The following is a 22,567-nucleotide window of genomic DNA, read 5'->3' as shown; positions in this document are numbered from 1 at the left end:
TATCATCTTTTATTGAATAATATAGAAGGTATATTCCGAATTATCAGAAATTATAAAGGAGGTAATTATCATAAGTCATGATCGTAATGGTCTTGCTACCCCAATGTTTAGTAGAGACAAAACTGCAGCAATTATTGTATCTGATAGTGGATTCTTTTTCTTAAATTTAAAAACAAAGCAAGGTAAAATTATTGGAACAACACGAGCTGAAGCAATACAACATTTAAAAGATATGGATAAGATTGATGATTTTCCAGAATTATAGTGTAAACTAAGCGTCCTGTAGGGCGTTTTTGTTTTTTAGAGGATAAGAATCTCAACGGTTTTTATTCTTCATTCAACATGATCACTGTTGGTAGATTTAGGGGTGTCCTCCGGTAAAAGGAAAACTCCCTTTTGCAGAGGGAGTTTGTCTGAGGCGATACGATAGTAATAATATTTTCGTGTGCGTTGCTTTTCTATTGAATGATCTTTATACTGCTGTTTAAACCAGCGATGCTATTGGAGAGTGCAATGATATTAGTCAAATTGTTGATAGGATTAGCAGACTGTTGTTTAAGGATTTCTTTTAACACGAGCATTGTGAAAAATGCAATCGCATTACCATTAATTGTAGCTAATGCAGGAAGTTCAATCGTTTTACAAGCCTTTTTTTCTAATTCCTCAAGATTTGGAATTCCAAATGCAATGCCATTAGGGGCTATATTGCAATTCATGGTTTTTTCCCCTCCTAATCTTTCCGTGTTAACACTTCTAATATATTCAGGAGGATTGATTTTGTACCGATTCGTTATATTCCATAATGATCGGTGAAAAATCGCCTTTTTAACGAAGGTGGCTCTTTAATTTATATAACCTCCGTCTTATCTTTTGGGTGAGGCGGTACTTTTATATTTGAAAATTATGTTATAAAAAAATGATAAATAAAGTATGTATATAAAAAGTGTATTCAAAATGACGGAGGGGAGATAATGTGGCTGGATGTGCCTGATGCGCTTGAAGTAGGATGTATTATCATTGTCGCTGCTGCTTTGTGTATCTATTGGCTAACTCATTCGGATCGCGTTTAAAGACAGTATTCGCTCTTATTCGTAAAATTCGCCTTACTTTTAAAATGAAGTAAGGCGGTTCTTTTTGACCTATTAGTGATAACTCATTAATCTTTGGTAACAATGGGATGCAGGAGTGTTTTTCTTCTGTGTAGCAGGAAATATGACAGGTAAGGTATAATAATAAAGAGTAATGATATAAGAATGGAAGGGGTTAGTTTATGAGAAAAATCATAGTAATGTTAGTTTTTTCAATGTTGTTGATGCTTTCTAGTGTAGCCTTTGCTAGCTTGGATGACAACAGGGAGTCGATTCAGCAACAATATGGAGACTATCGCTTGGTGATTGATTCTGACAATCAGTTGTGGACAAGAGCCGATTGGGAAGCGAAAGGTTATAAAAAAGCAAAAGCTGCATCGTATCGTTATTCCTTTAGTCGCCATGGAATAGGCGTACAGATGGAAGTCATGTATGCAAATAATAAGCCTGATGCAGTAGTGGCAGCCCAGCGGTTTACCCCAGATATGCCAATTACAATAAAAGAGTTTAAATTATACTTCCCCGAAGTATATGCTTTAACAAAAGCACCAAAAGCGAATTTCTTTGCAACTCACAGTTCAATAAGCCGAAACTTCCAAGAAGGGGAGTCCCCTGTAGGTATGGGTATACTCATTAGAGAATTGTCAGGCGGTAAATATTATACGCTGATTGCCTTCAACATCCAAGATGAAGGTCGTCTGATTAAAGATATTGAGAATATTGATGAAGATACATATATTAGGGAATTTATTATTGAACGTGCTTCCCGCACGACAGTACATGACAAAATGGATGCAGGCAACCCAGACTGGAAACCTATCAAAAATTATTTTAATTAAAAAGAGGCCATTGGCCTCTTTTTTACGTTACTTCGCCAGTTTAATTGGGGTAAGTCTTGTTTCCTCTGCTGTTTGGGAGCCGATATATCCTTGGCGAGCCATGGCAGACAGCACAATGGCTTGTCTTTGTTTTGCTGCATTAAAATCTACATATGGAGAATTAAGGGAAGGAGCGTTGGGGAGACCTGCGAGTAGAGAACATTCTGCTAACGTAAGATTAACAGGAGCCTTGTCAAAGTATATCTTTGCTGCATCTCCTATGCCATAAGCACCAGATCCAAAGTAAATCGTATTCAAATACATTTCTAAGATTTCTTCCTTTGAATACCGCAGTTCCATATTCATGGCGAGAAGAAATTCTTCGGCCTTGCGGCCATAGGTTTTTTCTTGGGTAAGAAATAAGTTTTTAATCAGCTGCTGTGTGATCGTACTCCCGCCTTCAGAAAAGCCGCCTGCTTGCATGTTGACTAGCATGGCTCTTAGGATACCTTCAATATCAAATCCGTAATGGCGGTAAAATCGGTTGTCTTCTACTGCAATAATACTTTGCTGCATAGCCAGAGGAATATATTGTATGGTGATATAATTTGTCTTATTGAGTTTTTCATTGACAGCACTTTTCAGAGCAATCATGCGATAGGTGCGCTCCCACGAACTTGCTAAATGAGTAGTGATTCTTTGGGATGAGGGGATCGCAGGAAGAAGTCCTTTTATGTAATCGGTGCCGCCAGCCCATCCAAAGGATAGAGCAAATAATAGTATCGAGAGTAATAGCAATCTACGAAACCTCATTGGTAGCCTCCTTATGATTCATTAGTGTTATTTTACCTCACTATATGGTGTTTGGCTATATGTGCTTTCCTTGTATAATTCTAAAAAGGGAAGCATAAGGATATAAAGAAGATTTGACTGGTAATGGAGTTAATGCTTCATTACCAATCTTAGTCGCAATTAGAGCGGCCTAGTCATGGGGTAAAGGAGTTTTTGAAAGCAGGGAGTTGTTCGTGTATATGAGACTCATTTTGGTTCGAAAAGCCAGTGTGAAGAGAGTCATCATGCTAAGTGTTACTATGGTTGTACTTCATTTTTTAGCAATGCAGTATATAATAGGTGATGATTTTGAAAATGTGGACATGTCAGTATTGGCTGGGCATACGATTGCGATTGATCCTGGGCACGGTGGCATTGATAGTGGGGCAAATGCGAATAATGTAGACGAGAAAGAGATTACCTTAACCATTTCGACGAAATTAGCGAGTCTTCTGCAGCAATATGGAGCAAAGGTTATACTCACAAGAGAAGCCGATGTGGATTATTATACGAAAGGCAAGGGCGGTAAACGCAATGATTTATTAGAACGTGCTAAGATCATTAATCATTCAGGTGCAGAGCTGTATGTAAGCATTCATTGCAATGCGTATCGAGGAGCTAGTTTATCAGGTGCACAAGTATTTTATAATCCTAAATTTGAGATGAATAAGGCATTGGCAACACGGCTGCAGCATGTATTAAAAGAGTTTCCCCCAGGAAATAAACGTCAGGTAAAAGAGGATTTGCACATTTTATTATTGAATGAAATCAATATACCGGGTGTGTTAGTTGAAGCAGGATATTTAACCAATAAGGAAGAAGCATCTTTATTAGCAGATGATCATTACCAACAGAAGATGGTGGAGAATATTGCAAAGGCATTGGCGTATCATTTCTATAAAAATGCGGCAAGATAAAGAAGAGTAATGCAGGGGAGATCCATTTTAGCAGTGTTGCGGCTGCACGTATCCTTTGGACGTGATAGTTAAAATGCATGGAAGATTCACGCGATGATTAGTATTTTCTAAAGACGAAAAAGGAGCCGTTTATATGAAAAATTTAGAAATTTGTGCTCTTATGCCTCATCCTTCTAGTATGATTCCTGAAGTGGGGAATGGTGAGCTGGATAAAATAAAAAATACAGTTGCTGCTGCTGCGGAAGCCGCAAAAAAGATTAAGGAATGCAATCCTCAAACGGTTATTTTAATTACACCCCATGGCCCTGCGTTTGAAGATGCGGTAAGTATCAGTGTCCATCCCAGGCTTAAAGGGAGCTTTGCCGCTTTTGGTGCTCCTGATGTTGTTCTTGGGTTTGAAACAGATGGATTACTTGTGCGGCATATACTAAAAAAAGCCGATCGCTTAGGTGTGAATATCGTCGAATTGACAGATGATGAAGCCAAGAATCATGGAATCCGTTTAGAATTAGATCATGGAGCACTCGTACCTCTCTACTACTTGACGAAAGCCGGGTTTAAAGGGCAATTAGTACATATTTCAGTGGGGATGTTATCCTATGAAGAAGTGTATACCTTTGGCAAAGCTGTGCAAGCTGCGATTGGTTCTGTCGATAAACGGGTTGCAGTCATTGCCTCTGGCAACTTGTCTCATTGCGTACCAGCCGATAATGCATTAAGTGATCATGCTAAGGGGCGTGAGTTTGATCACAAGGTTATGGAGGCAGTTGAAAAGCTAAATATAAAAGCACTATTACAAATGGACCGAGAGGTAGTAGCCGCTGCAAAAGAATGCAGCATGCGGTCGATCTTTTTTCTAATGGGAGTGGTGGGTGGTCTTAATGCTACTGGAGAAACCCTATCCTATGAGGCACCTCTTGGCATTGGCTATGGGGTATCTTTAATCACCCTTCAACACAAGTCAAAAGAGACACCCGGTGCAAAACATTGAGAATAGAAAAGAAAATATGGAAATGGCGGTCAAATACTCTATAATCTTTTAGATTATAGAGTATTTGCTATAATGAAAATAAAAGTATATGATACAATATAAAGCAGGAATTTAACTTTTTTTATAATCATTAAAAAATGATTTAGACGCCTGCTCATGTTGCTGCTTATAAAAGGAGAGAAGAAGCGATGCCATTAGAACGTGTTAAAGAATTCGTAAGTCACTATCCTGACTTAAAAATAGTTTTATTTGATACAAGTACGCATACAGCGGATTTAGCTGCTCAGGCATTAGGAGTTGCGCCAGCACAAATTGCTAAAACCTTGGTATTTCTTGCAGATGGACAACCTGTATTAGTAGTAACCTGCGGAGATAAGAAGATCAATACAAAAAAGTTAGCCAAAGAATTAGAGGTTAAAAAGATTCGTTTTGCAGATGCGAAGACGGTGGAAGATGCTACTGGTTTTTTACCAGGTGGTGTATCACCCATCGGGTTAATAAGCGATATTTCCTTGTATCTCGATCAAAGTTTATGGGATTTTGATACGGTGTATGCAGCTGCAGGGACTGCTAATTCTGCCCTGCCTGTAAGTCCAGATCGTTTATGTGAGATTACAGGAGCCAAAATTATCGACGTTTGTTGTTAAATCGATTTATGCACTTATTTGTCATTGCCTAGGAAGATATTGTATAATAATGGCTAGTAGTTGATATAAAGTATGAAGCAAGGATTCTTTAGTTTATTGTATGACACACATATGATAAATTTCAATTTAGGAACTACTCTTCATGTAGAGTGGTTCCTTCATTTTCATGAGAATAAAACCAATGGCATACTATTTTTTTGCTTGAAAAAACGCAGGGTTTTAGGGAAAATTGTCGAAAATAGAGCATATATGTGACAGTTATTCATTCTATCAATATTTTACTAAATGTCGTGACCTTATTCTTTCGATTTAAATGACAGCAGAGACTATAAATTGTTGTGGAGGCGAAGATGAAACTAAAAGCTTCTTTTTTAGCTTTCCTAACTATGGCTACCATTCTTTTTGGCGTGTATGTTTTTACAAAGAGTGAACAACAGCAATATCAAGAAAAGGTCCGGGCAGAAGTGTTAGGTCAGTTGAGAGCTAGCCAGGCTAGATTAGAAGGTGGATTGCATGCAAGGCTGTTTCTTGAAAAGGGACTCATTGCTTTTATATTGACTCACCTTGAGATGGATCCTCAGCACAAGATTACCCAAGAAGAGGTGAATCGGTTTGGTGCGGAATTTATGCCTCAACTTTCTGGAATAAATAATTTTACCTTAATTCAGAACAATAAAATTACTCATATCTATCCTTTGGAAGGTAACGAAAAGATGATAGGAATTGATTTGTCTTTACTGTCAGATCAAAATAGAGCGTTGCAGCAGGTGATAGAGAGTAGAAGTATGATCATTGCAGGTCCCATTCAGCTGATTGAAGGTGGAGTAGGACTTGTTAGTCGTACGCCCATTTATTGGACTCCCCAAGGTAAAACCGAAGCGGTTTATTGGGGGCAGGTTAGCTTGGCCTTGTCTCAAGAGCGGTTGTTTGCAGAAGCCGGACTATATGATCAGTCGTCTATGCTGAAGTTTGCGGTACGCGGTCGTGATGGACTTGGTAAAGATGGCGGAGTATTTTGGGGTGAGGAAGGAATCTTCTTAGAAAATCCAGTGATTGTAAATGTAAAAGTTGCTAATGGACTTTGGCAGTTAGCTGCTGTACCGACTCAAGGCTGGGAACGATATAGCCCAGCCTTTATCTGGATTTGGCTAATTGGGGGTTTCCTGGCAATTTGCTCCGCTGCTTTAGTATGGTTTTTAATTTATTCTCGAGAAGTTCAAACATCCCTGCATTGCAGTGAAGAAAGTTTAATAGAAAGCGAAGAGCAGTTTCGGCAAATGTTTACCAAACAAGAGGTTATCATGTATCTTGTGGACCCAGAGACCTGCGACATTCTAAATGCCAATGAAGCTGCTCAAAAATTCTATGGCTACTCACTGGAAACCTTTAAGCAAATGAAGATCACTCATCTAAATCTTCTTTCCACAACTGAAATCCGAGAGGTGCTTACAAAAGCATTTCAGGAAAAAAGCGGACAGTGGGAGTTTAAGCATCGACTAGCCAATGGGGAAATTCGAGATGTGGAAGTTCGCATGACTCTCATTGGCTTACGAACAAAACAATTTTTCTTTATTATTGCGCATGACATATCAGAGCGCAAGAAAACAGAAGAACGATTGCGCTATGTGACCTTCCATGATTCACTTACAGGGCTATATGCCAGATCCTATTTTGAAGAGGAAATACGACGCTTAGATATGCGCCGCAGCGGGGCAGTCGGCTTAATGGTATGTGATTTGGATGGCTTAAAATTAGTAAATGATACATTAGGTCATGAAAGCGGCGACCAAATGCTCATTAATGCTGCCAATATTTTTAAGAATAGCTTTCGTGATGGTGATGTGGTATCAAGAGTCGGTGGTGATGAATTTGTTGTAATTATGGAGAATATTACAAGAGAGCACATGGAAGAAGCTTGCCAGCGATTAAAAAATGGAATCCGAATCAATAATGAATCAAATAAGGATGTACCTGTTAGTTTATCCATCGGATTTGCTATCAGCAGCGGACCTTCTATGACAATGAGAGAGTTATTTAAAGAAGCGGATAATAATATGTATCGGGAAAAGCTGCACCGCGGACAAAAAGCACGGAGTGCAATTGTACAAAAAGTTGTCAATCTGCTGGCAGCTCGGGACTTTATTACCGATGGTCACGGAGATCGCCTCCAGGATATGGTATCAAGCCTTGCCAGGGCAATTGGTCTATCGGAAAGAAAAATAAGTGATATGCGTCTTTTAGCACAATTTCATGACATTGGGAAAGTAGGTATATCAGAGAAAATTTTAATGAAGGAAGAGCCGCTCACTCCTGAGGAAGCGATGGAAATGCGAAGGCATTGTGAAATCGGCCAGCGTATTGCCTTATCCGCACCGGATCTTACTTCGATTGCCGATTGGATTTTAAAGCATCAGGAATGGTGGGATGGCACTGGCTATCCATTAGGTATTGCAGGTGAAGATATTCCCATTGAGTGCCGTATACTTGCAATTGCCGATGCTTATGATGCGATGACAAATGATCGTCCCTATCGCAAAGCTATGCCTCATGACAAAGCAATTGAGGAGCTAAAACGCTGTGCAGGAACACAATTTGATCCTGTGCTTATTGAAAAGTTCTGTGAGATCATGGGAGCTTGCGATGAAAAAAAATAGAATCGAATCATTGTTTTATAATGAAAGAGAATAATAAGGCGGACAACAGGATCAACCTAAATCATTCAAGAAATATGAGTAAGTGTCGTAAAAAAGTTATTGCATCATTATGCATGTATAATGTATAATTATAACATTATAAGGGGGGGACGGTAATGAAAGTAAGCGTTATCGGTGCAACAGGGTATGCTGGAGCGGAATTATTACGTATTTTAAGCAATCATCCGGAAGTAGAGGTTGCTGCGATTACCTCAGAAAGTCACACGGGGACGGGCATTACAGAAATATATCCTCATCTGGCGGGATTTTATGATAAAAAGTTAACGAGCATGAAGGATCTTGACCAATTTGCTGATAGTCAGGCAGTATTTATTGGCTTGCCTCATGGTCATGCCATGGCAATTGGCAGGCCATTGGCAGAGCAAGGCATAAAAGTGATTGACTTAGGAGCTGATTATCGTTTTCGTGATGAATCCATATATGAAGCTTGGTATAAGGTAGAGCATACGCACCGTAATTCCGGTGCAGTATATGGGCTGACCGAATTATACCGTCAGCAAATCAGGTCAGCCAGCATTGTTGGTAATGCAGGTTGTTATACTACGGCGAGCATTTTAGCCTTGGCTCCTTTAGCCAAATCCCATTTAATTGATACTAAAAATATTGTGGTAGATGCTAAATCAGGTGTTTCCGGTGCGGGACGCGGACTTAGTCAGAACGTTCATATGGCAGAGATGTCAGAAAATCTGAAAGCTTACAGCATTGCAGGGCATCGTCATACACCTGAAATTGAACAGGCATTGCAGGAGATTTCCGGTCAGGATTCGCTGATCAGCTTTACACCCCATTTGATTCCTATGTCACGGGGAATCTTGAGTACTTGCTATGCCACTTTGCAAGAAGGAGTAAAGCCGGAAGATATTGATCAGGCATTTCATGAGATGTATGGTCAAGAATTCTTTATCAGGCTATTAGGACCGGGCGGGTATCCTGCTGTAAAGCATACGCGAGGGTCTAACTTCTGTGATTTAGGCTGGCACATTGATTCTCGTACCAATCGGGTAATCGTGGTATCGGCGATTGATAACTTAGTAAAAGGTGCAGCAGGGCAGGCTGTACAGAACTTTAATGTAATGTTTGGTTTTAAAGAAGACAGCGGTTTAAAGCAAGTTGCTTTATACCCTTGAAGTAGCTTGGAATTATAAGGAGGTTTCTTACATGTATACAGAAATTAAAGGCGGTATTACAGCACCTAAAGGATTTAAGGCTGCTGGAGTGCAGGCAGGGATAAAAAAGAGCGGTAAACATGATGTAGCAGTTATCTACAGTACAGTACCTGCCAGTGTGGCAGGAGTATGTACGACCAATACCATGGCAGCAGCTCCAGTGGCGGTATCTCGCTTAGCTTTTGAAAGCGGTATTGCTTCTGCGATTGTTGTCAATTCAGGATGTGCTAATGCTTGTACGGGTGAACAGGGGCTTTCTGACGCCAATGCGATGGCTCAAATCACAGCCGATCTTCTGAGCATACCAAAGGAAGATGTTCTAGTAGCGTCTACAGGCATCATTGGAGTGACACTGCCAATGGAGAAAGTAACAGCAGGCATTAAAGCGGCTGTTGCCCAGTTAGGTCCAGATGAACAAGATTATTCTACCCTGGCGATTATGACTACGGATACGTTCCAAAAGCATTGTGCTTATGAATTTGAGCTAGGTGGCGTGCCTGTACGCATTGCTGGTATTGCCAAAGGATCCGGAATGATTCATCCGAATATGGCTACGATGCTGGCATTTATTACAACGGATGCTGCCATTGCTCCGGCTTTGCTGAAACAAGCGCTGACAGATGCTGTGAATGTATCCTTTAATATGATTTCTGTAGATGGAGATACTAGTACGAATGATATGGCAACCGTACTGGCAAATGGCTTGGCAGGCAATAAAAAGATTGAGACTAAGAATGAGGATTACGCTGCCTTTACAAAAATACTAACAGAAGTATGCATTTATTTAGCAAAACAAATTGTTGTTGACGGTGAAGGTGCAACCAAGTTCCTGGAACTGAATGTAACAGGTGCTGCCAGTTTTGCTGATGCGAAAAAGACTGCCATGGCGATTGCGAAATCACCCTTGGTTAAAACCGCATTCTTTGGTGAAGATGCCAATTGGGGACGGATTTTATGTGCTGTAGGTTATTCAGAAGCAGCGGCAGATCCTACTAAGATATCCTTGTCTATTGGTGATTTGACCATTGTAAAACAAGGTCTAGGCGCTCCAATTGACGAACTTGAATTGAAAAAAATTATGGCTGAACACGATATTAGAGTCGTTGTGGATTTAGGCTTAGGTCAAGCAGAAGCTACGATGTGGACTTGTGATTTTTCGTATGAATATGTAAAAATTAACGGAGAATACCATACATAAGGAGGTAGAAATGTGAAAAATTCCTTGGAAACTGCTGCCGTATTAATTGAAACCTTGCCATATATGCAGGATTTTTATGGCAAAACAGTGGTAATTAAATATGGCGGCAATGCCATGATTAATAGTGAATTGAAAAATAGTGTAATTCAAGATATTACATTATTAAAATATGTAGGAATGAGACCTATCGTTGTTCATGGCGGCGGTCCGGAAATTACCAGTGTTTTAAATAAATTCGGTAAAAAGACAGAGTTTATCAGTGGTCTTAGGGTAACGGACGAAGAAACGGTATCTATTGCAGAAATGGTGCTTGTTGGTAAAATTAATACAGAAATTGTGAACTTATTAAATCGCCATGGATCCAAAGCAGTAGGCTTAAGCGGGAAAGATGCCAACTTGATACTCGCCAAAAAACATTTTGCTGAAGTACATGAAAATGGCAGAGTCAGCATGGTAGACATTGGGTTTGTGGGAGAAGTAGAATCAATCAATACCAACATACTCAATACCTTGATCGACAGCGGTTACATTCCTGTCATTGCGCCCATTGGAGTAGGAAAAAACGGTGAAAGCTACAACATTAATGCCGATTATGTAGCGGGCGAAGTCGCAGGTGCTCTGGGGGCCGAAAAACTAATCATGTTAACGGATGTAGAAGGGATTTATCGCGATTATCAAGATAAGACCTCCTTTATCTCCTCTTTATCTCTTGAGGAAGCCCAGCAGATGATCGCACAAGGAAGTATCGGAGGCGGCATGATTCCTAAGGTAGAAACATGCATCAAAGCGCTGCAGGGCGGCACTGGAAAAACACATATTATTGACGGAAGACAGCCTCATTCCATATTACTTGAAATATTCACTTCTCAGGGTATCGGTACACAGGTTGTAAAATAAAAGGGTGTTTGAAAAATTTTTATATGAAGGAGGGCGTAACAATATGAAAACACAAGAGATTATTCAAACCGTTGATGATAATTACATGCCGGTATTTGCCCGTTATAGCATTGCATTATCACATGGTGAGGGTCCGTATGTGTATGATAATGACGGTAAGAAGTACTTGGATTTTCTTGCTGGTATTGCAGTAAATGTCTTGGGCCATGGGCATCCTGCCTTAGTGGCAGCGATTAGCCAGCAGGCTGGAAAATTGATTCATTGCTCCAATTTATACTACACAGAAGTACAGGCAAAATTGGTGGAAAGTTTATCGAAAGTCAGTGGTCTGGGGAAAGTATTTATGGCAAACAGCGGTGCCGAGGCCAATGAAGGTGCCATAAAACTAGCTCGCAAGTATGCAAAAAAAATAAATGCAGATAAAATCGAGATTATTAGTGCTCAGCATTGTTTTCATGGACGAACCTTAGCGACTCTTACTGCCACTGCCCAGCCTAAATACCAGAAAGGGTACGAACCTTTGCCTGGCGGCTTTAGCTATGTGCCTTTTAATGATATAGAGGCTCTTAAAGCTGCTGTAACAGAAAAAACTTGTGCGATTCTTCTTGAACCCATTCAAGGGGAAGGCGGCATCAACATGCCGGATGAAACGTATTTACAGCAAGTACGCCAGTTGTGTGATGAAAAGGAAATACTGCTTATACTCGATGAAATCCAAACAGGTATGGGACGTACTGGTACGATGTTTGCTTATGAGCAATATGGCATTGTCCCTGATATCGTCACATTAGCAAAAGGGTTAGGAGGCGGCGTGCCTATTGGTGCGTTTATTGCCAGTGATAAAGTAGCTTCTGTTTTTGCAAGCGGTGACCATGGTTCCACCTTTGGCGGTAATCCACTGGCTTGTGCGGCTGCTAATGCTGTACTATTGGCGATTAAGGAAGAAGGATTGCTGGCAAATGCCAAAGAATTAGGAAACTACTTTGCAAAAGGCTTGCTAGTCTTACAAGCTAAGTATCCTAAGCTGATTACCCAGGTGCGGGGCAAAGGTCTGATGCTCGGGGCGCAGTTAACTCTTCCCGGCAGAGATATTGTGAATGCTTGCTTGGCAAAAGGCGTGATTATCAACTGCACCGCAGGTGATGTATTGCGGTTTGTGCCACCCCTTACCATTGGGCGGGCTCATGTGGATGAAGTGCTGGCAGTGCTGGATGCAGTGCTGGGGCAGCTATAAGAATAAAAAAGAAAGTTATATTGCAAGGATGATATAACTATGTATGGGGGTTATTGTTGTGGGTATAGAGGTGAAGGATTTACTATCTATTCATGATTTGTCATCAAATGAGATCAATGACATATTGGACTTGGCTAAGACGCTGAAAACGCAGTTGAAAAACGGTGAACAGCATCATTTGCTAAAAGGAAAAACGCTGGGGATGATCTTTCAAAAAGCATCGACCCGTACCAGAGTCTCTTTTGAAGTAGGCATGTGGCAGCTAGGCGGCGCAGCGTTATTTTTAAATGCCAATGATATGCAAATTGGCCGAGGGGAACCTGTCAAAGATACTGCCCGCGTATTGTCGCGGTATGTAGATGGTATCATGATTCGTACTTTTTCCCATGATGAAGTGATCGAACTGGCGCAGTTTGCTACGATACCAGTCATTAATGCTCTCACAGATTTGATGCATCCTTGCCAAGCATTGACAGATATATTTACGGTCTTAGAACATAAAGGTAGGCTGCAAGGGTTAAAGATGGTTTATATAGGTGACGGCAATAACATGGTAAATTCCTTATTGCAGGCTTGTGCAAAAGTGGGGATGGATATTTCCATTGCTACACCAAAAGGCTATGAACCAGATGCTGCTGTTGTAGCCGAGGCATTAACCGCTGCAGCTGTGACTGGCAGTAAGATTGTATTGTGTGAAGATCCTCTTGAAGCTGCTAAAGATGCAGATGTACTCTACACTGATGTATGGGCCAGTATGGGCAAGGAGATCGAGCAAGAAGACAGACGGGAAGTGTTTGTCAATTACCAGATCAACCAAAGCGTAATGGATGCTGCCAAAAAAGATGCTATCGTTTTACACTGCCTGCCAGCCCATAGAGGAGAAGAAATTACAGAGGAAGTTCTGGAAAGCAAGCAATCTGTTGTTTTCGATCAGGCAGAAAATCGTTTGCATGTACAAAAAGCAATTATGGTATTATTAATGGGAAAATGAAGCAGCGCACCAAATCTTTGTTAAAAGATTTATGTAAGCTACGCGACCTTAGCATCGTAATGCTAACATCATTTTAATTTTACAAACTGCTTAATATAGAAACGACAATTTAAAACAAAGGGGACTACAACATGAGTGAAATTAAAAAAGTAGTATTGGCCTATTCTGGAGGATTGGATACTTCCGTTATTATTCCGTGGCTGAAAGAAAACTATAACTGCGAAGTAATAGCTATGTGCGCCGATGTCGGTCAAGGGGATGAATTAGCACCTGTACACGATAAGGCCCTTAAATCTGGAGCCAGTAAGGTATATATCGAAGATTTAAAACAAGAATTTGTGGAAAGTTATGTTTGGCCTACTTTGAAGGCTGGTGCTGTATATGAAGGAAAATATTTGTTAGGAACTTCTTTTGCGAGACCGATTATTGCGAAAGCCTTAGTCGCCATTGCGGAAAAAGAAGGGGCAGATGCCATCGCCCATGGTGCGACAGGTAAAGGTAACGACCAAGTACGTTTTGAACTTACCGTAAAAGCATTAGCACCTCATTTGAAAATTATTGCTCCTTGGAGACTGTGGGATATTCGTTCCCGTGAAGATGCTTTTGATTATGCTGAAAAACATAACATTCCTATTCCCGTAGCAAAAAGCCGTCCTTACAGCATGGACCGTAATATCTGGCATTTAAGTCATGAAGGTGCAGATTTAGAAAATCCAGCAAATGAACCAATGGATGATGTATATCTAGTATCAAAATCTCCTGAGAATGCACCGGATAAAGCCGTTTATGTAGACATCTGCTTTGAGAAAGGTATTCCAGTAGCCGTTGATGGTGAAAAACTAGGTGCCGTAGCACTATTAGAAAAATTAAATATCCTTGGTGCTGAGCATGGCATTGGTATTACGGATATCGTAGAGAATCGTTTGGTAGGCATGAAATCTCGCGGCGTATATGAAAATCCAGGCGGATCTATTTTGTACTATGCACACCGGGAATTAGAATATTTGACCTTGGATCGGGCAACGATGCATTATAAAGAACAAGTCGCGATCCGCTATGCAGAACTTGTATATGATGGCATGTGGTTTTCTCCGTTAAAAGAAGCCTTGGACGCATTTGTTGATTCCACACAGCAGACGGTAACCGGTACGGTTCGTTTGAAATTATACAAAGGTAATATTATGAGTGCTGGATCTAAATCTCCATACTCTTTATACCATGAAGGATTCGTAACCTTTGGTCGTGATGAAGTGTACAACCAAAAAGATGCAGAAGGTTTTATTAACCTTTTCGGCTTGCCATTAAAAGTCAGAGCACTAATGCTGAAAGAGGCGGAAAAGAAATGAGTAAGTTATGGGGCGGTAGATTTGCCAAAAATACAGATGTAATGGTGGAGGAATTTACCTCCTCCATTTCTTTTGATAAGCGCATGTATGCAGAAGATATTGCAGGGAGCATTGCTCATGCTGCGATGCTGGCCAAGTGCGGCATTATTGCCAAGGAAGAAGCAGATACGATTATTGAAGGACTTAAAACCATATTAACTGATATTGAAGCTGGTAATTTTAGTTTTGAAATATCCTTGGAAGACATACATATGAATATAGAGAAGCGCTTAACGGAACGCATCGGAGCAGTGGGGGGGAAACTTCATACCGCTCGCAGTCGTAATGACCAGGTTGCCTTAGATACTCATATGTATTTGAAACATGAAATTGCAGCGATCGGTACCTTGCTGCAGGATTTGCAGCAGGCCGTTGTGGAAGTGGCGCAAAAATACCAAGGTGTGGTTATGCCTGGCTATACTCACCTGCAAAGGGCACAGCCTATTTTATTCTCTCATCATATGATGGCATACTTTTCCATGTTAACCCGTGACTTTAGACGACTAAAAGGTGTATGGGAAGGAACAGACATTCTGCCATTGGGAGCAGGAGCCTTGGCTGGTACTACTTTCCCCATTGATAGACACTTTGTGGCAGAGCAGCTTAACTTTAGCCAGGTATATGAAAATAGCATGGATGCTGTGAGTGATCGAGACTATATCTTAGAATTCTTGTCTTTTGCCTCCATTCTCATGATGCACCTTAGCCGAATCAGTGAAGAGATTATTTTATGGTCTTCGACAGAGTTTTCCTTTATTGAATTAGATGACAGCCATTGTACTGGCTCTAGCATTATGCCGCAGAAGAAGAATCCTGATGTGGCAGAATTGGTCCGTGGGAAAACCGGGCGGGTTTTTGGTCATTTGATGGCCTTATTGACCACAGCCAAAGGGCTGCCATTGGCCTATAATAAGGACTTGCAGGAAGACAAAGAAGGTATGTTTGACACCATTGATACCTTAAAATTTAGCTTAAGTGTTTACGCCTCGATGCTAAGAGCAATGAGAGTAAATGAAGAAGTTATGGGCTCCGCAGTACGCAACGATTTTTCCAATGCTACGGATATGGCCGATTATCTGGTGAAAAAAGGCTTGCCTTTCCGTCAGGCTCATGAAGTCGTAGGAAAGTCTGTAGCCTATTGCCTGGGTGCTAATAAGTGGCTGATGGATTTATCCTTAGCTGAGTTTAAAGAATTTTCCCCTCTGTTTGAAACTGATATTCTTGAAGCCATAAAAGTGGAAACTTGTGTAGATGCCCGGAATTCTTATGGCGGAACTTCGTCCACTGGAGTAAAACAACAATTTACGGTAGCTCAGGATATCTTGACGAAGCAGCAAAGTGTACTTGACATGTATACAAAAGGCAATATATAATAACCATAAATTAGAGCAATGCAGCAGACCCTGTAAAGCGTTTTTTGGAGTAAGAAAGCAGCTGCTTTCTTACATTCCATTAAGACGGCTAAGGGTCTGCCTGTTGCATTAAGAAGTTGATGTTTGTGAGGTCTTTCTTCTTTGCGCAATAAAGTATGATTAGTGTTTTATTGCACCGAAGAATAATGAAACTGCAAAGGCGCAGAGTATGCTGGCAGTCCTATGCGCTTTTGTGGTGAAAAGGACTGCCAGCGTTTTTCTTAAATAATAAGGAGGCACTCTACTATGACTGAAATCGCATTTACAAAAAGCAATACACTTGGGATAATGCCGCCAGAGGAACAACTAGGGTTTGGCAAATATTTTACCGATCATATGTTTACGATGGATTATGATCCTGAAAATGGGTGGCACAATCCGGCAGTTATTCCTTATAATGAATATTCTGTTTTACCTGCGGCAATGGTTTTTCATTATGGGCAGGCAATTTTTGAAGGAATGAAAGCGTTTCGTACGGAAGATGATCGGATTATTGTTTTCCGCACGAAAGATTATTTGGCACGGTTCAATCGTTCTGCAGATGCTCTGTGTATTCCAAATATTGATATAGATGTGGTGACAGAAGGTTTAAAAAAGGTAATTGAAGTAGACAAAGCATGGGTACCAACAAAAGTAGGTACAGCTTTGTATATCAGACCTTTTATTATTGCTACTGATCCGTATGTAGGGGTAAAAGTATCGGATACCTATAAATTATTTATCTTATTATCACCAGTAGGTGCATACTACGCTGCCGGGTTTAATCCTGTAAGCATTAAAGTGGAAGACAAATACGTACGTGCTACCTTAGGTGGTTTAGGAGAAGCAAAAACTCCTGCCAATTATGCGATGAGCTTAAGAGCGCAGGAAGAAGCTAAAAAAGAAGGATTTGCTCAAGTATTGTGGCTCGATGCTGTAGAACGTAAATATATTGAAGAAGTCGGTACCATGAATATCTTCTTCAAAATCAACGGAGAATTGATTACTCCTGATTTAGTCGGCAGCATTTTAGGCGGCATGACAAGAAGAACCGTATTAGAATTGGCGAAGGCATGGGGTGTAAAAGTTTCAGAACGCCGTATTTCGGTGGAAGAAGTCTTTGCAGCCCACGAGAAAGGTCAGCTGGAAGAAGTCTTTGGTACAGGAACAGCAGCTGTTATTTCTCCTGTTGGAGAATTGTCCTGGAAAGGTAAAAAGATTACGATTAATCAGAATCAGACAGGAGACTTTGCCAAAAAGTTATTTGATACCGTGACAGACATACAATATGGTAAAGTGGAAGATACCTTTGGCTGGGTTGACGAAGTCACAAAAATATAGATTAAAAATGTAAAAAAATGTCCAAAATAATACCTCTGACACCCGGAGGTATTATTTTTTTATTTATCAGGGAAATATTAAAGGTTTTCCGTAATATTGGGTAGAATAAATTAAATATTTATTGTTATTATTCTTACGATTATGATGAGGAGTTTGGCGTATGTTGCTACAAATTCAAGGAATTATCTCTACGATTAGTTTATTAGATCTTCTGGATATGGTCATAGTGGCTTTTGTTTTGTATAAGCTGTATGTCATGATCCGCGACACAAGAGCCCTGGCTTTACTCAAAGGGCTGATTGTCCTATTAATTGCCACTGTTATCAGTAAATGGCTGGGACTGAATGTGATCAACTGGTTATTGAACAAAACGATGACAGTCGTTCTGGTAGCCTTGCCGATTGTTTTTCAGCCAGAGCTTAGACGTGCCTTAGAACAACTAGGTCGAGGAAATTTATTCAAGAAAAGTGTATTCCTAGATGAACAGGAACAAGAAAGTCTGTTAGAGGAACTAGGAAAAGCTGTAGCTGTACTAGCTAAAAATAAAATTGGCGCTCTTATTGTACTAGAACGGGAAACAGGTCTTAGTGATTATATTGAAACCGGGATCAAAGTAGATGGTCTTGTTTCCAATGAGTTTTTAATTAATATTTTTATTCCGAATACCCCTATGCATGATGGGGCAGCTATCTTAAGGGGAAGTCGAATTATGGCAGCAGGCTGTTTACTGCCATTGACGGAAGATCGAAGTTTGAATAAAGAATTGGGTACACGGCACAGAGCTGCGATTGGCATTACGGAGCAGTCGGATGCTGCAGTAGTGATTGTGAGTGAAGAAACAGGTATTATTTCCTTAGCCCGGGGTGGGAGACTGGTACGAGATCTGGATGCAGAATCATTAAAAGAAAAAATACGTCCGTTGTTTACCAGTAAAAATCACACCTTCGGTAACTTCTTGAACTGGAGGCAGTATTCATAATGGATAGACTTCCAAAGAAAAATATGACAGCAAAAATTATAGCGCTCATTTGTGCAATTATTTTATGGATTTTCGTAATGAATGAACAAAATCCTCCTGTAGAAATTAATATGGAGATTCCTCTGGAAGTGCGTAATCTTTCCAGCACCGTTGTGGCTGTGGATGTTCCTGACTCGGTTCGAATCAGAGTACGAGGGCCAAGGACGGTGATTGCCGGACTTGCAAAACAAGATATCAAGACATACGTTGATTTAAAAGGGTTATCGGAAGGCGTTAATACCGCCAAAGTCCATACTACGATTCCCACAAGCATTGAAGTGGTGGAAGTCAATCCTGATCCTATTACTTTTCACTTAGACAGCATTGTCAGCCGGCAGCTTCCTGTAGAAGTGAAGTTAAGCGGTGCACCACCTGCTGATATCATTGTAGACAAAATAACCTACAGCGCTCAGAATGTCGTTGTGGTGGGACCAAAAGGTCTGTTAGAGACAGCGGCTAAAGCCGTGGCTTATGTGGACGTAGCAGGAAAACGTGAGGATTTCACATTAGGGGTTCCCTTGAAGTTGTTAGATCATAATGGTAAGGGCGTAGAAGCAGGACTCGAAATGAAGCCCAATAATATGTACGTTTCTTTATTCTTTGTCCCCAGTATCGTTAAAAAGACCGTTGATATTAAACCAAATATCACAGGACAGTTAGCAAAAGATGTTGCGCTAAAGCAAATACTTACGGACCCAAATAAAATAGAGGTCAGCGGTGACCGCCAAATCATAGACAAAGTTGATGCGGTGTATACAGAACCGATTAGCTTGGATGGAATTGATAAAGATGTGGAAGTGGAAGGAAAACTGCAGGTACGAGAAGGCGTTACCTATAGCAGAAATACTATAAAAGTGAATATTACTGTAATCAAACAGCAATGATAGAAATATGGCAATGCGAAGGAGCGAAAATCGTTGTTACGGATCATTAATATGCGGGTGCTGCTAGATAATGAGACATCTTTAAATACGTTGGCAGCAAAAAGGCTTAAAATACCACCCCAAGCTGTGCTTGAGGTGGTCATTGTACGTCGGGCTTTAGACGCTCGTCGAAAAAGTAACATTAGTTTTGTTTACACCCTGGATGTGAAGGTTGCAGTACCCGAAGGTCAAGTGCTGTCGCGTTTGAAAGGTGATAAAGATATCTCTGTGGCCAAAGAATATGTGCCGGAAGTGATTGTACAAGGGCAGAATACATTAGAACACCCCCCGGTTGTCATTGGTTTTGGACCTGCTGGCATGCTGGCAGCCTTGACCTTGGCGCAGCATGGTTATAAGCCAATTCTATTAGAACGGGGGCGAAATATTGAGCAGCGAACCCGAGATGTAAGTACGTTCTGGCAGACGGGGCAGTTTGATGCCATTTCCAATGTGCAGTTTGGTGAAGGAGGGGCAGGCACCTTTTCTGATGGTAAGCTGACCACTCGCGTCAATGATCCTCTCATGCGCCAAGTTCTGGATATTTTGATTAAGGCCGGAGCACCAGAAGAAATCGCCTATTTGCATAAGCCCCATATTGGTACAGACAAACTGCGGGAAATCGTAAAATCCATCAGGCAAGAAATTATTGCTTTAGGTGGACGAGTGGAATTTGAATCCAAGGTTACCGATATTGATGTAACAGAAGGACAGCTAAAAGGTATCGTTGTCAATGAGACTACTTACATACCCTGCTGCGCAGCCCTATTTGCTATTGGACACAGCGCCCGGGATACCTATGAGATGCTGCACCGGCAAGGAGTGACCATGGAGGCAAAAGCCTTCTCCATGGGGGTACGAATTGAACATCCTCAAGAAGTGATTGACACATCTCAATATGGTATATCGGCAGGGCACCCGCAGCTAAAGGCAGCGGATTATGCTCTTGTCTATCATGCAAAAGACACTGGCCGTACTGCCTATTCTTTTTGCATGTGCCCAGGCGGCCTGGTAGTAGCTGCCTCTTCTGAAACAGGAGGAGTGGTGACCAATGGTATGAGCTTGTATAATCGGGCTTCAGGAGTGGCTAACAGCGCTTTGGTGGTCAATGTAACGCCGGAGGATTTTGGCGGAGAAGTTTTAGGCGGCATCAACTTTCAGCGTAAATATGAGCAATTGGCTTTTGTCTGTGGCGGCGGCAATTATCATGCTCCTTTGCAGACTGTAGGTGATTTTCTTGCAGGGACAACTGGCAGTACCGCTTTTGCAACGAAGCCCAGCTATAAGCCGGGAGTACGGGCAGCGGACTTGCGCCAATGCCTGCCTGATTTTGTAACCAATACCCTTGCACAGGCATTGCCGGATTTTGAACGTAAAATTAAAGGCTTTGCCAGTCCCGAGGCGGTTATGATTGGGGTAGAAACGAGAACCTCAGCTCCTGTTCGAATCTTGCGTGGCAGTGATTATCAGTCGTTAAATACGAAAGGGTTATATCCGATTGGGGAAGGTGCCGGCTATGCTGGCGGCATCATGAGTGCCGCACTTGACGGCCTTAATTCCGCAATTTCGATAATAAAAAAGAGCAAGGTCTAAGAAAAGGGGGAACGTAAAATATATGGGTAGACTTTTTGGGACAGATGGCGTACGTGGGGTAGCCAATGCACAGTTAACACCAGAATTAGCTTTTAAATTAGGCTGGGCAGCAACAACCTATTTTGGTAGAGAATATCATACCAGTCCAGTCATGGTGATTGGTCGTGATACACGGGTTTCAGGACATATGCTTGAAGCTGCATTAGCAGCTGGGATTTGCTCTGCAGGAGGGCACGCAGTAGTATTAGGGGTGGTTCCCACTCCGGCAGTAGCCTATTTGGCAGGAAAAATCAATGCCCAAGCAGGGATTGTTATTTCTGCATCTCATAATCCATATCCTGATAACGGAATCAAATTCTTTGCAGGATCTGGCTATAAATTGCCCGATGCTGTAGAAGATGAACTGGAAAAACTGGTATTTACCTATAAAGAAGACATGGAGCGTCCTGTTGGTGATGGAGTTGGCACTATCGTGCATCGCCACGACCTGCTAAAAGAATATATCGATTATTTACTAAATACAGTGGATGTCGATTTCACAGGATTAACAATGGTAGTGGATTGTGCTCATGGAGCAGCCTATGAAGTTGGACCCATCGTATATGAACGGCTGGGTGCCAAGGTCATTACCATTAATAATAAACCTACAGGCGTTAATATCAATGCTGACTGTGGTTCTACCCATATGGAAGGACTGCAAGAAGCTGTAATGCACTATAAAGCTGATTTTGGCATTGCCCATGACGGTGATGCAGACCGCTGTTTGGCCGTAGATGAAAAAGGTGCTATTGTTGATGGCGATCAAATGATGGTCATTTGTGCATTAGATCGCCTGCGGGAAAATAAGCTAAAAGATAATACCTTAGTTGCTACTGTGATGAGTAATATCGGCTTATACCAAGCGATGAAAAAAGCAGGCGGTAAAGTCGAAGTAACAGCAGTAGGTGACCGCTATGTACTCGAAGCCATGCGGGAAAAATCATTCATATTAGGTGGAGAACAATCAGGACATGTGATATTTGCCGAGCATAGTACAACAGGGGATGGTGTATTAACAGCCCTCCAATTGATTGCAGCTTTGAAAAAAAGCGGTAAGACCATGGCGGAGCTGGCAGGTGTTATGACTCGTTATCCTCAACTACTGGTGAATGTTTGTGTGGCAAGCAAAGATGGCTGGGAAGAAAATGAGGCGATTTCTCGCTCGATTGAAAAAAGCAATGCCCAGCTAGGAGAAAATGGACGCATCTTAGTCCGCCCTTCCGGTACGGAACAATTAATTCGTGTCATGGCAGAAGGTCCATGTATGACAGAACTGGAGCAGATTGTGCATGACATCGCTGCTGTGGTAAAAAAAGAACAAGGATGAGTTGACCAAAGTCATTGTTTATATTACAATGTAAATGCAAAGGAGCACAATTGTGCTCCTT

Annotated in this window: 20 protein-coding genes; 18 read left to right on the top strand and 2 right to left on the bottom strand. The window is 41.3% G+C overall.

Annotated features, from left to right (window positions below; all coding sequences use genetic code 11):
• Positions 1-103 precede the first annotated feature (103 nt).
• Positions 104-265 carry a hypothetical protein gene (locus FR7_RS23975; RefSeq protein ID WP_007940585.1) on the top strand — a complete coding sequence of 54 codons (162 nt, stop codon included), beginning with the start codon at positions 104-106 and terminating at the stop codon, positions 263-265.
• 193 nt (positions 266-458) lie between these two features.
• Here the strand turns inward: FR7_RS23975 and FR7_RS18985 are convergent, their stop codons facing one another.
• Complete coding sequence (locus FR7_RS18985; RefSeq protein ID WP_007937638.1) at positions 459-716, bottom strand: hypothetical protein; 258 nt, start codon at positions 714-716, stop codon at positions 459-461.
• Positions 717-1,270: 554 nt separating this feature from the next.
• Here FR7_RS18985 and FR7_RS18980 point away from each other — a divergent pair.
• Complete coding sequence (locus tag FR7_RS18980) at positions 1,271-1,927, top strand: hypothetical protein (protein WP_007937634.1); 657 nt, start codon at positions 1,271-1,273, stop codon at positions 1,925-1,927.
• 27 nt (positions 1,928-1,954) lie between these two features.
• Here FR7_RS18980 and FR7_RS18975 read toward each other — a convergent pair whose 3' ends face one another.
• A complete protein-coding gene (locus FR7_RS18975; RefSeq protein WP_007937632.1) occupies positions 1,955-2,719 on the bottom strand; it encodes a transglycosylase domain-containing protein in 765 nt (254 codons plus the stop codon).
• A gap of 218 nt (positions 2,720-2,937) precedes the next feature.
• On the opposite strand from FR7_RS18975, the gene FR7_RS18970 reads away from it, so the two are divergent.
• The 16 genes from FR7_RS18970 to glmM all read left to right on the top strand — a co-directional run bounded on the left by FR7_RS18970 (position 2,938) and on the right by glmM (position 22,506).
• Positions 2,938-3,654 carry an N-acetylmuramoyl-L-alanine amidase gene (locus FR7_RS18970; protein WP_017531212.1) on the top strand — a complete coding sequence of 239 codons (717 nt, stop codon included), beginning with the start codon at positions 2,938-2,940 and terminating at the stop codon, positions 3,652-3,654.
• Between the two features lie 133 nt (positions 3,655-3,787).
• Positions 3,788-4,645: an AmmeMemoRadiSam system protein B gene (amrB, locus tag FR7_RS18965; protein ID WP_007937628.1), complete on the top strand. Its 858-nt coding sequence runs from the start codon at positions 3,788-3,790 to the stop codon at positions 4,643-4,645.
• 188 nt (positions 4,646-4,833) lie between these two features.
• Positions 4,834-5,292, top strand: coding sequence for a YbaK/EbsC family protein (locus FR7_RS18960; protein ID WP_007937618.1), 459 nt, complete (start codon positions 4,834-4,836; stop codon positions 5,290-5,292).
• A 350-nt stretch (positions 5,293-5,642) separates the two neighbouring features.
• Positions 5,643-7,946, top strand: a complete 2,304-nt coding sequence (locus FR7_RS18955) for a diguanylate cyclase domain-containing protein (protein ID WP_007937617.1) — start codon at positions 5,643-5,645, stop codon at positions 7,944-7,946.
• Between the two features lie 155 nt (positions 7,947-8,101).
• Positions 8,102-9,133: an N-acetyl-gamma-glutamyl-phosphate reductase gene (gene argC, locus FR7_RS18950; protein WP_007937616.1), complete on the top strand. Its 1,032-nt coding sequence runs from the start codon at positions 8,102-8,104 to the stop codon at positions 9,131-9,133.
• A gap of 31 nt (positions 9,134-9,164) precedes the next feature.
• On the top strand, positions 9,165-10,370 hold the full coding sequence (gene argJ / locus FR7_RS18945; RefSeq protein WP_007937615.1) for a bifunctional glutamate N-acetyltransferase/amino-acid acetyltransferase ArgJ: 1,206 nt from the start codon (positions 9,165-9,167) through the stop codon (positions 10,368-10,370).
• A gap of 12 nt (positions 10,371-10,382) precedes the next feature.
• Positions 10,383-11,267, top strand: coding sequence for an acetylglutamate kinase (argB, locus tag FR7_RS18940; RefSeq protein WP_007937614.1), 885 nt, complete (start codon positions 10,383-10,385; stop codon positions 11,265-11,267).
• A 43-nt stretch (positions 11,268-11,310) separates the two neighbouring features.
• On the top strand, positions 11,311-12,501 hold the full coding sequence (locus tag FR7_RS18935) for an acetylornithine transaminase (RefSeq protein ID WP_007937613.1): 1,191 nt from the start codon (positions 11,311-11,313) through the stop codon (positions 12,499-12,501).
• 43 nt (positions 12,502-12,544) lie between these two features.
• On the top strand, positions 12,545-13,492 hold the full coding sequence (gene argF, locus FR7_RS18930) for an ornithine carbamoyltransferase (protein ID WP_017531211.1): 948 nt from the start codon (positions 12,545-12,547) through the stop codon (positions 13,490-13,492).
• A 131-nt stretch (positions 13,493-13,623) separates the two neighbouring features.
• On the top strand, positions 13,624-14,838 hold the full coding sequence (locus tag FR7_RS18925) for an argininosuccinate synthase (protein WP_007937611.1): 1,215 nt from the start codon (positions 13,624-13,626) through the stop codon (positions 14,836-14,838).
• Positions 14,835-16,250: an argininosuccinate lyase gene (gene argH / locus FR7_RS18920; protein ID WP_007937609.1), complete on the top strand. Its 1,416-nt coding sequence runs from the start codon at positions 14,835-14,837 to the stop codon at positions 16,248-16,250. Before FR7_RS18925 ends, argH begins: the two co-directional genes overlap by 4 nt.
• 285 nt (positions 16,251-16,535) lie before the next feature.
• Positions 16,536-17,609, top strand: coding sequence for a branched-chain amino acid aminotransferase (locus FR7_RS18915; RefSeq protein WP_007937607.1), 1,074 nt, complete (start codon positions 16,536-16,538; stop codon positions 17,607-17,609).
• A gap of 160 nt (positions 17,610-17,769) precedes the next feature.
• Positions 17,770-18,588 carry a diadenylate cyclase CdaA gene (gene cdaA, locus FR7_RS18910; protein ID WP_007937605.1) on the top strand — a complete coding sequence of 273 codons (819 nt, stop codon included), beginning with the start codon at positions 17,770-17,772 and terminating at the stop codon, positions 18,586-18,588.
• The gene (locus FR7_RS18905) at positions 18,588-19,511 is read left to right on the top strand and encodes a CdaR family protein (RefSeq protein ID WP_007937602.1); all 924 of its coding nucleotides are present in this window, start codon (positions 18,588-18,590) and stop codon (positions 19,509-19,511) included. Before cdaA ends, FR7_RS18905 begins: the two co-directional genes overlap by 1 nt.
• 33 nt (positions 19,512-19,544) lie before the next feature.
• Complete coding sequence (locus FR7_RS18900; RefSeq protein WP_007937600.1) at positions 19,545-21,140, top strand: NAD(P)/FAD-dependent oxidoreductase; 1,596 nt, start codon at positions 19,545-19,547, stop codon at positions 21,138-21,140.
• 22 nt (positions 21,141-21,162) lie between these two features.
• Complete coding sequence (gene glmM / locus FR7_RS18895; protein WP_007937598.1) at positions 21,163-22,506, top strand: phosphoglucosamine mutase; 1,344 nt, start codon at positions 21,163-21,165, stop codon at positions 22,504-22,506.
• Positions 22,507-22,567: the final 61 nt, after the last annotated feature.

Origin of the sequence: Pelosinus fermentans DSM 17108, from assembly GCF_000271485.2 — a bacterium.
GTDB lineage: Bacteria > Bacillota > Negativicutes > DSM-13327 > DSM-13327 > Pelosinus > Pelosinus fermentans.
The sequence above is the reverse complement of the archived record's forward strand: the minus strand, read 5'-3'. Positions and strand labels throughout refer to the sequence as shown.

Coding starts and splice junctions, on each gene's coding strand:
- FR7_RS23975 (WP_007940585.1), top strand. CDS start 104: ATGTTTAGTAGAGACAAAACTGCAGCAATTATTGTATCTGATAGTGGA.
- FR7_RS18985 (WP_007937638.1), bottom strand. CDS start 716: ATGAATTGCAATATAGCCCCTAATGGCATTGCATTTGGAATTCCAAAT.
- FR7_RS18980 (WP_007937634.1), top strand. CDS start 1,271: ATGAGAAAAATCATAGTAATGTTAGTTTTTTCAATGTTGTTGATGCTT.
- FR7_RS18975 (WP_007937632.1), bottom strand. CDS start 2,719: ATGAGGTTTCGTAGATTGCTATTACTCTCGATACTATTATTTGCTCTA.
- FR7_RS18970 (WP_017531212.1), top strand. CDS start 2,938: ATGAGACTCATTTTGGTTCGAAAAGCCAGTGTGAAGAGAGTCATCATG.
- amrB (WP_007937628.1), top strand. CDS start 3,788: ATGAAAAATTTAGAAATTTGTGCTCTTATGCCTCATCCTTCTAGTATG.
- FR7_RS18960 (WP_007937618.1), top strand. CDS start 4,834: ATGCCATTAGAACGTGTTAAAGAATTCGTAAGTCACTATCCTGACTTA.
- FR7_RS18955 (WP_007937617.1), top strand. CDS start 5,643: ATGAAACTAAAAGCTTCTTTTTTAGCTTTCCTAACTATGGCTACCATT.
- argC (WP_007937616.1), top strand. CDS start 8,102: ATGAAAGTAAGCGTTATCGGTGCAACAGGGTATGCTGGAGCGGAATTA.
- argJ (WP_007937615.1), top strand. CDS start 9,165: ATGTATACAGAAATTAAAGGCGGTATTACAGCACCTAAAGGATTTAAG.
- FR7_RS18935 (WP_007937613.1), top strand. CDS start 11,311: ATGAAAACACAAGAGATTATTCAAACCGTTGATGATAATTACATGCCG.
- argF (WP_017531211.1), top strand. CDS start 12,545: ATGGGGGTTATTGTTGTGGGTATAGAGGTGAAGGATTTACTATCTATT.
- FR7_RS18925 (WP_007937611.1), top strand. CDS start 13,624: ATGAGTGAAATTAAAAAAGTAGTATTGGCCTATTCTGGAGGATTGGAT.
- argH (WP_007937609.1), top strand. CDS start 14,835: ATGAGTAAGTTATGGGGCGGTAGATTTGCCAAAAATACAGATGTAATG.
- FR7_RS18915 (WP_007937607.1), top strand. CDS start 16,536: ATGACTGAAATCGCATTTACAAAAAGCAATACACTTGGGATAATGCCG.
- cdaA (WP_007937605.1), top strand. CDS start 17,770: ATGTTGCTACAAATTCAAGGAATTATCTCTACGATTAGTTTATTAGAT.
- FR7_RS18905 (WP_007937602.1), top strand. CDS start 18,588: ATGGATAGACTTCCAAAGAAAAATATGACAGCAAAAATTATAGCGCTC.
- glmM (WP_007937598.1), top strand. CDS start 21,163: ATGGGTAGACTTTTTGGGACAGATGGCGTACGTGGGGTAGCCAATGCA.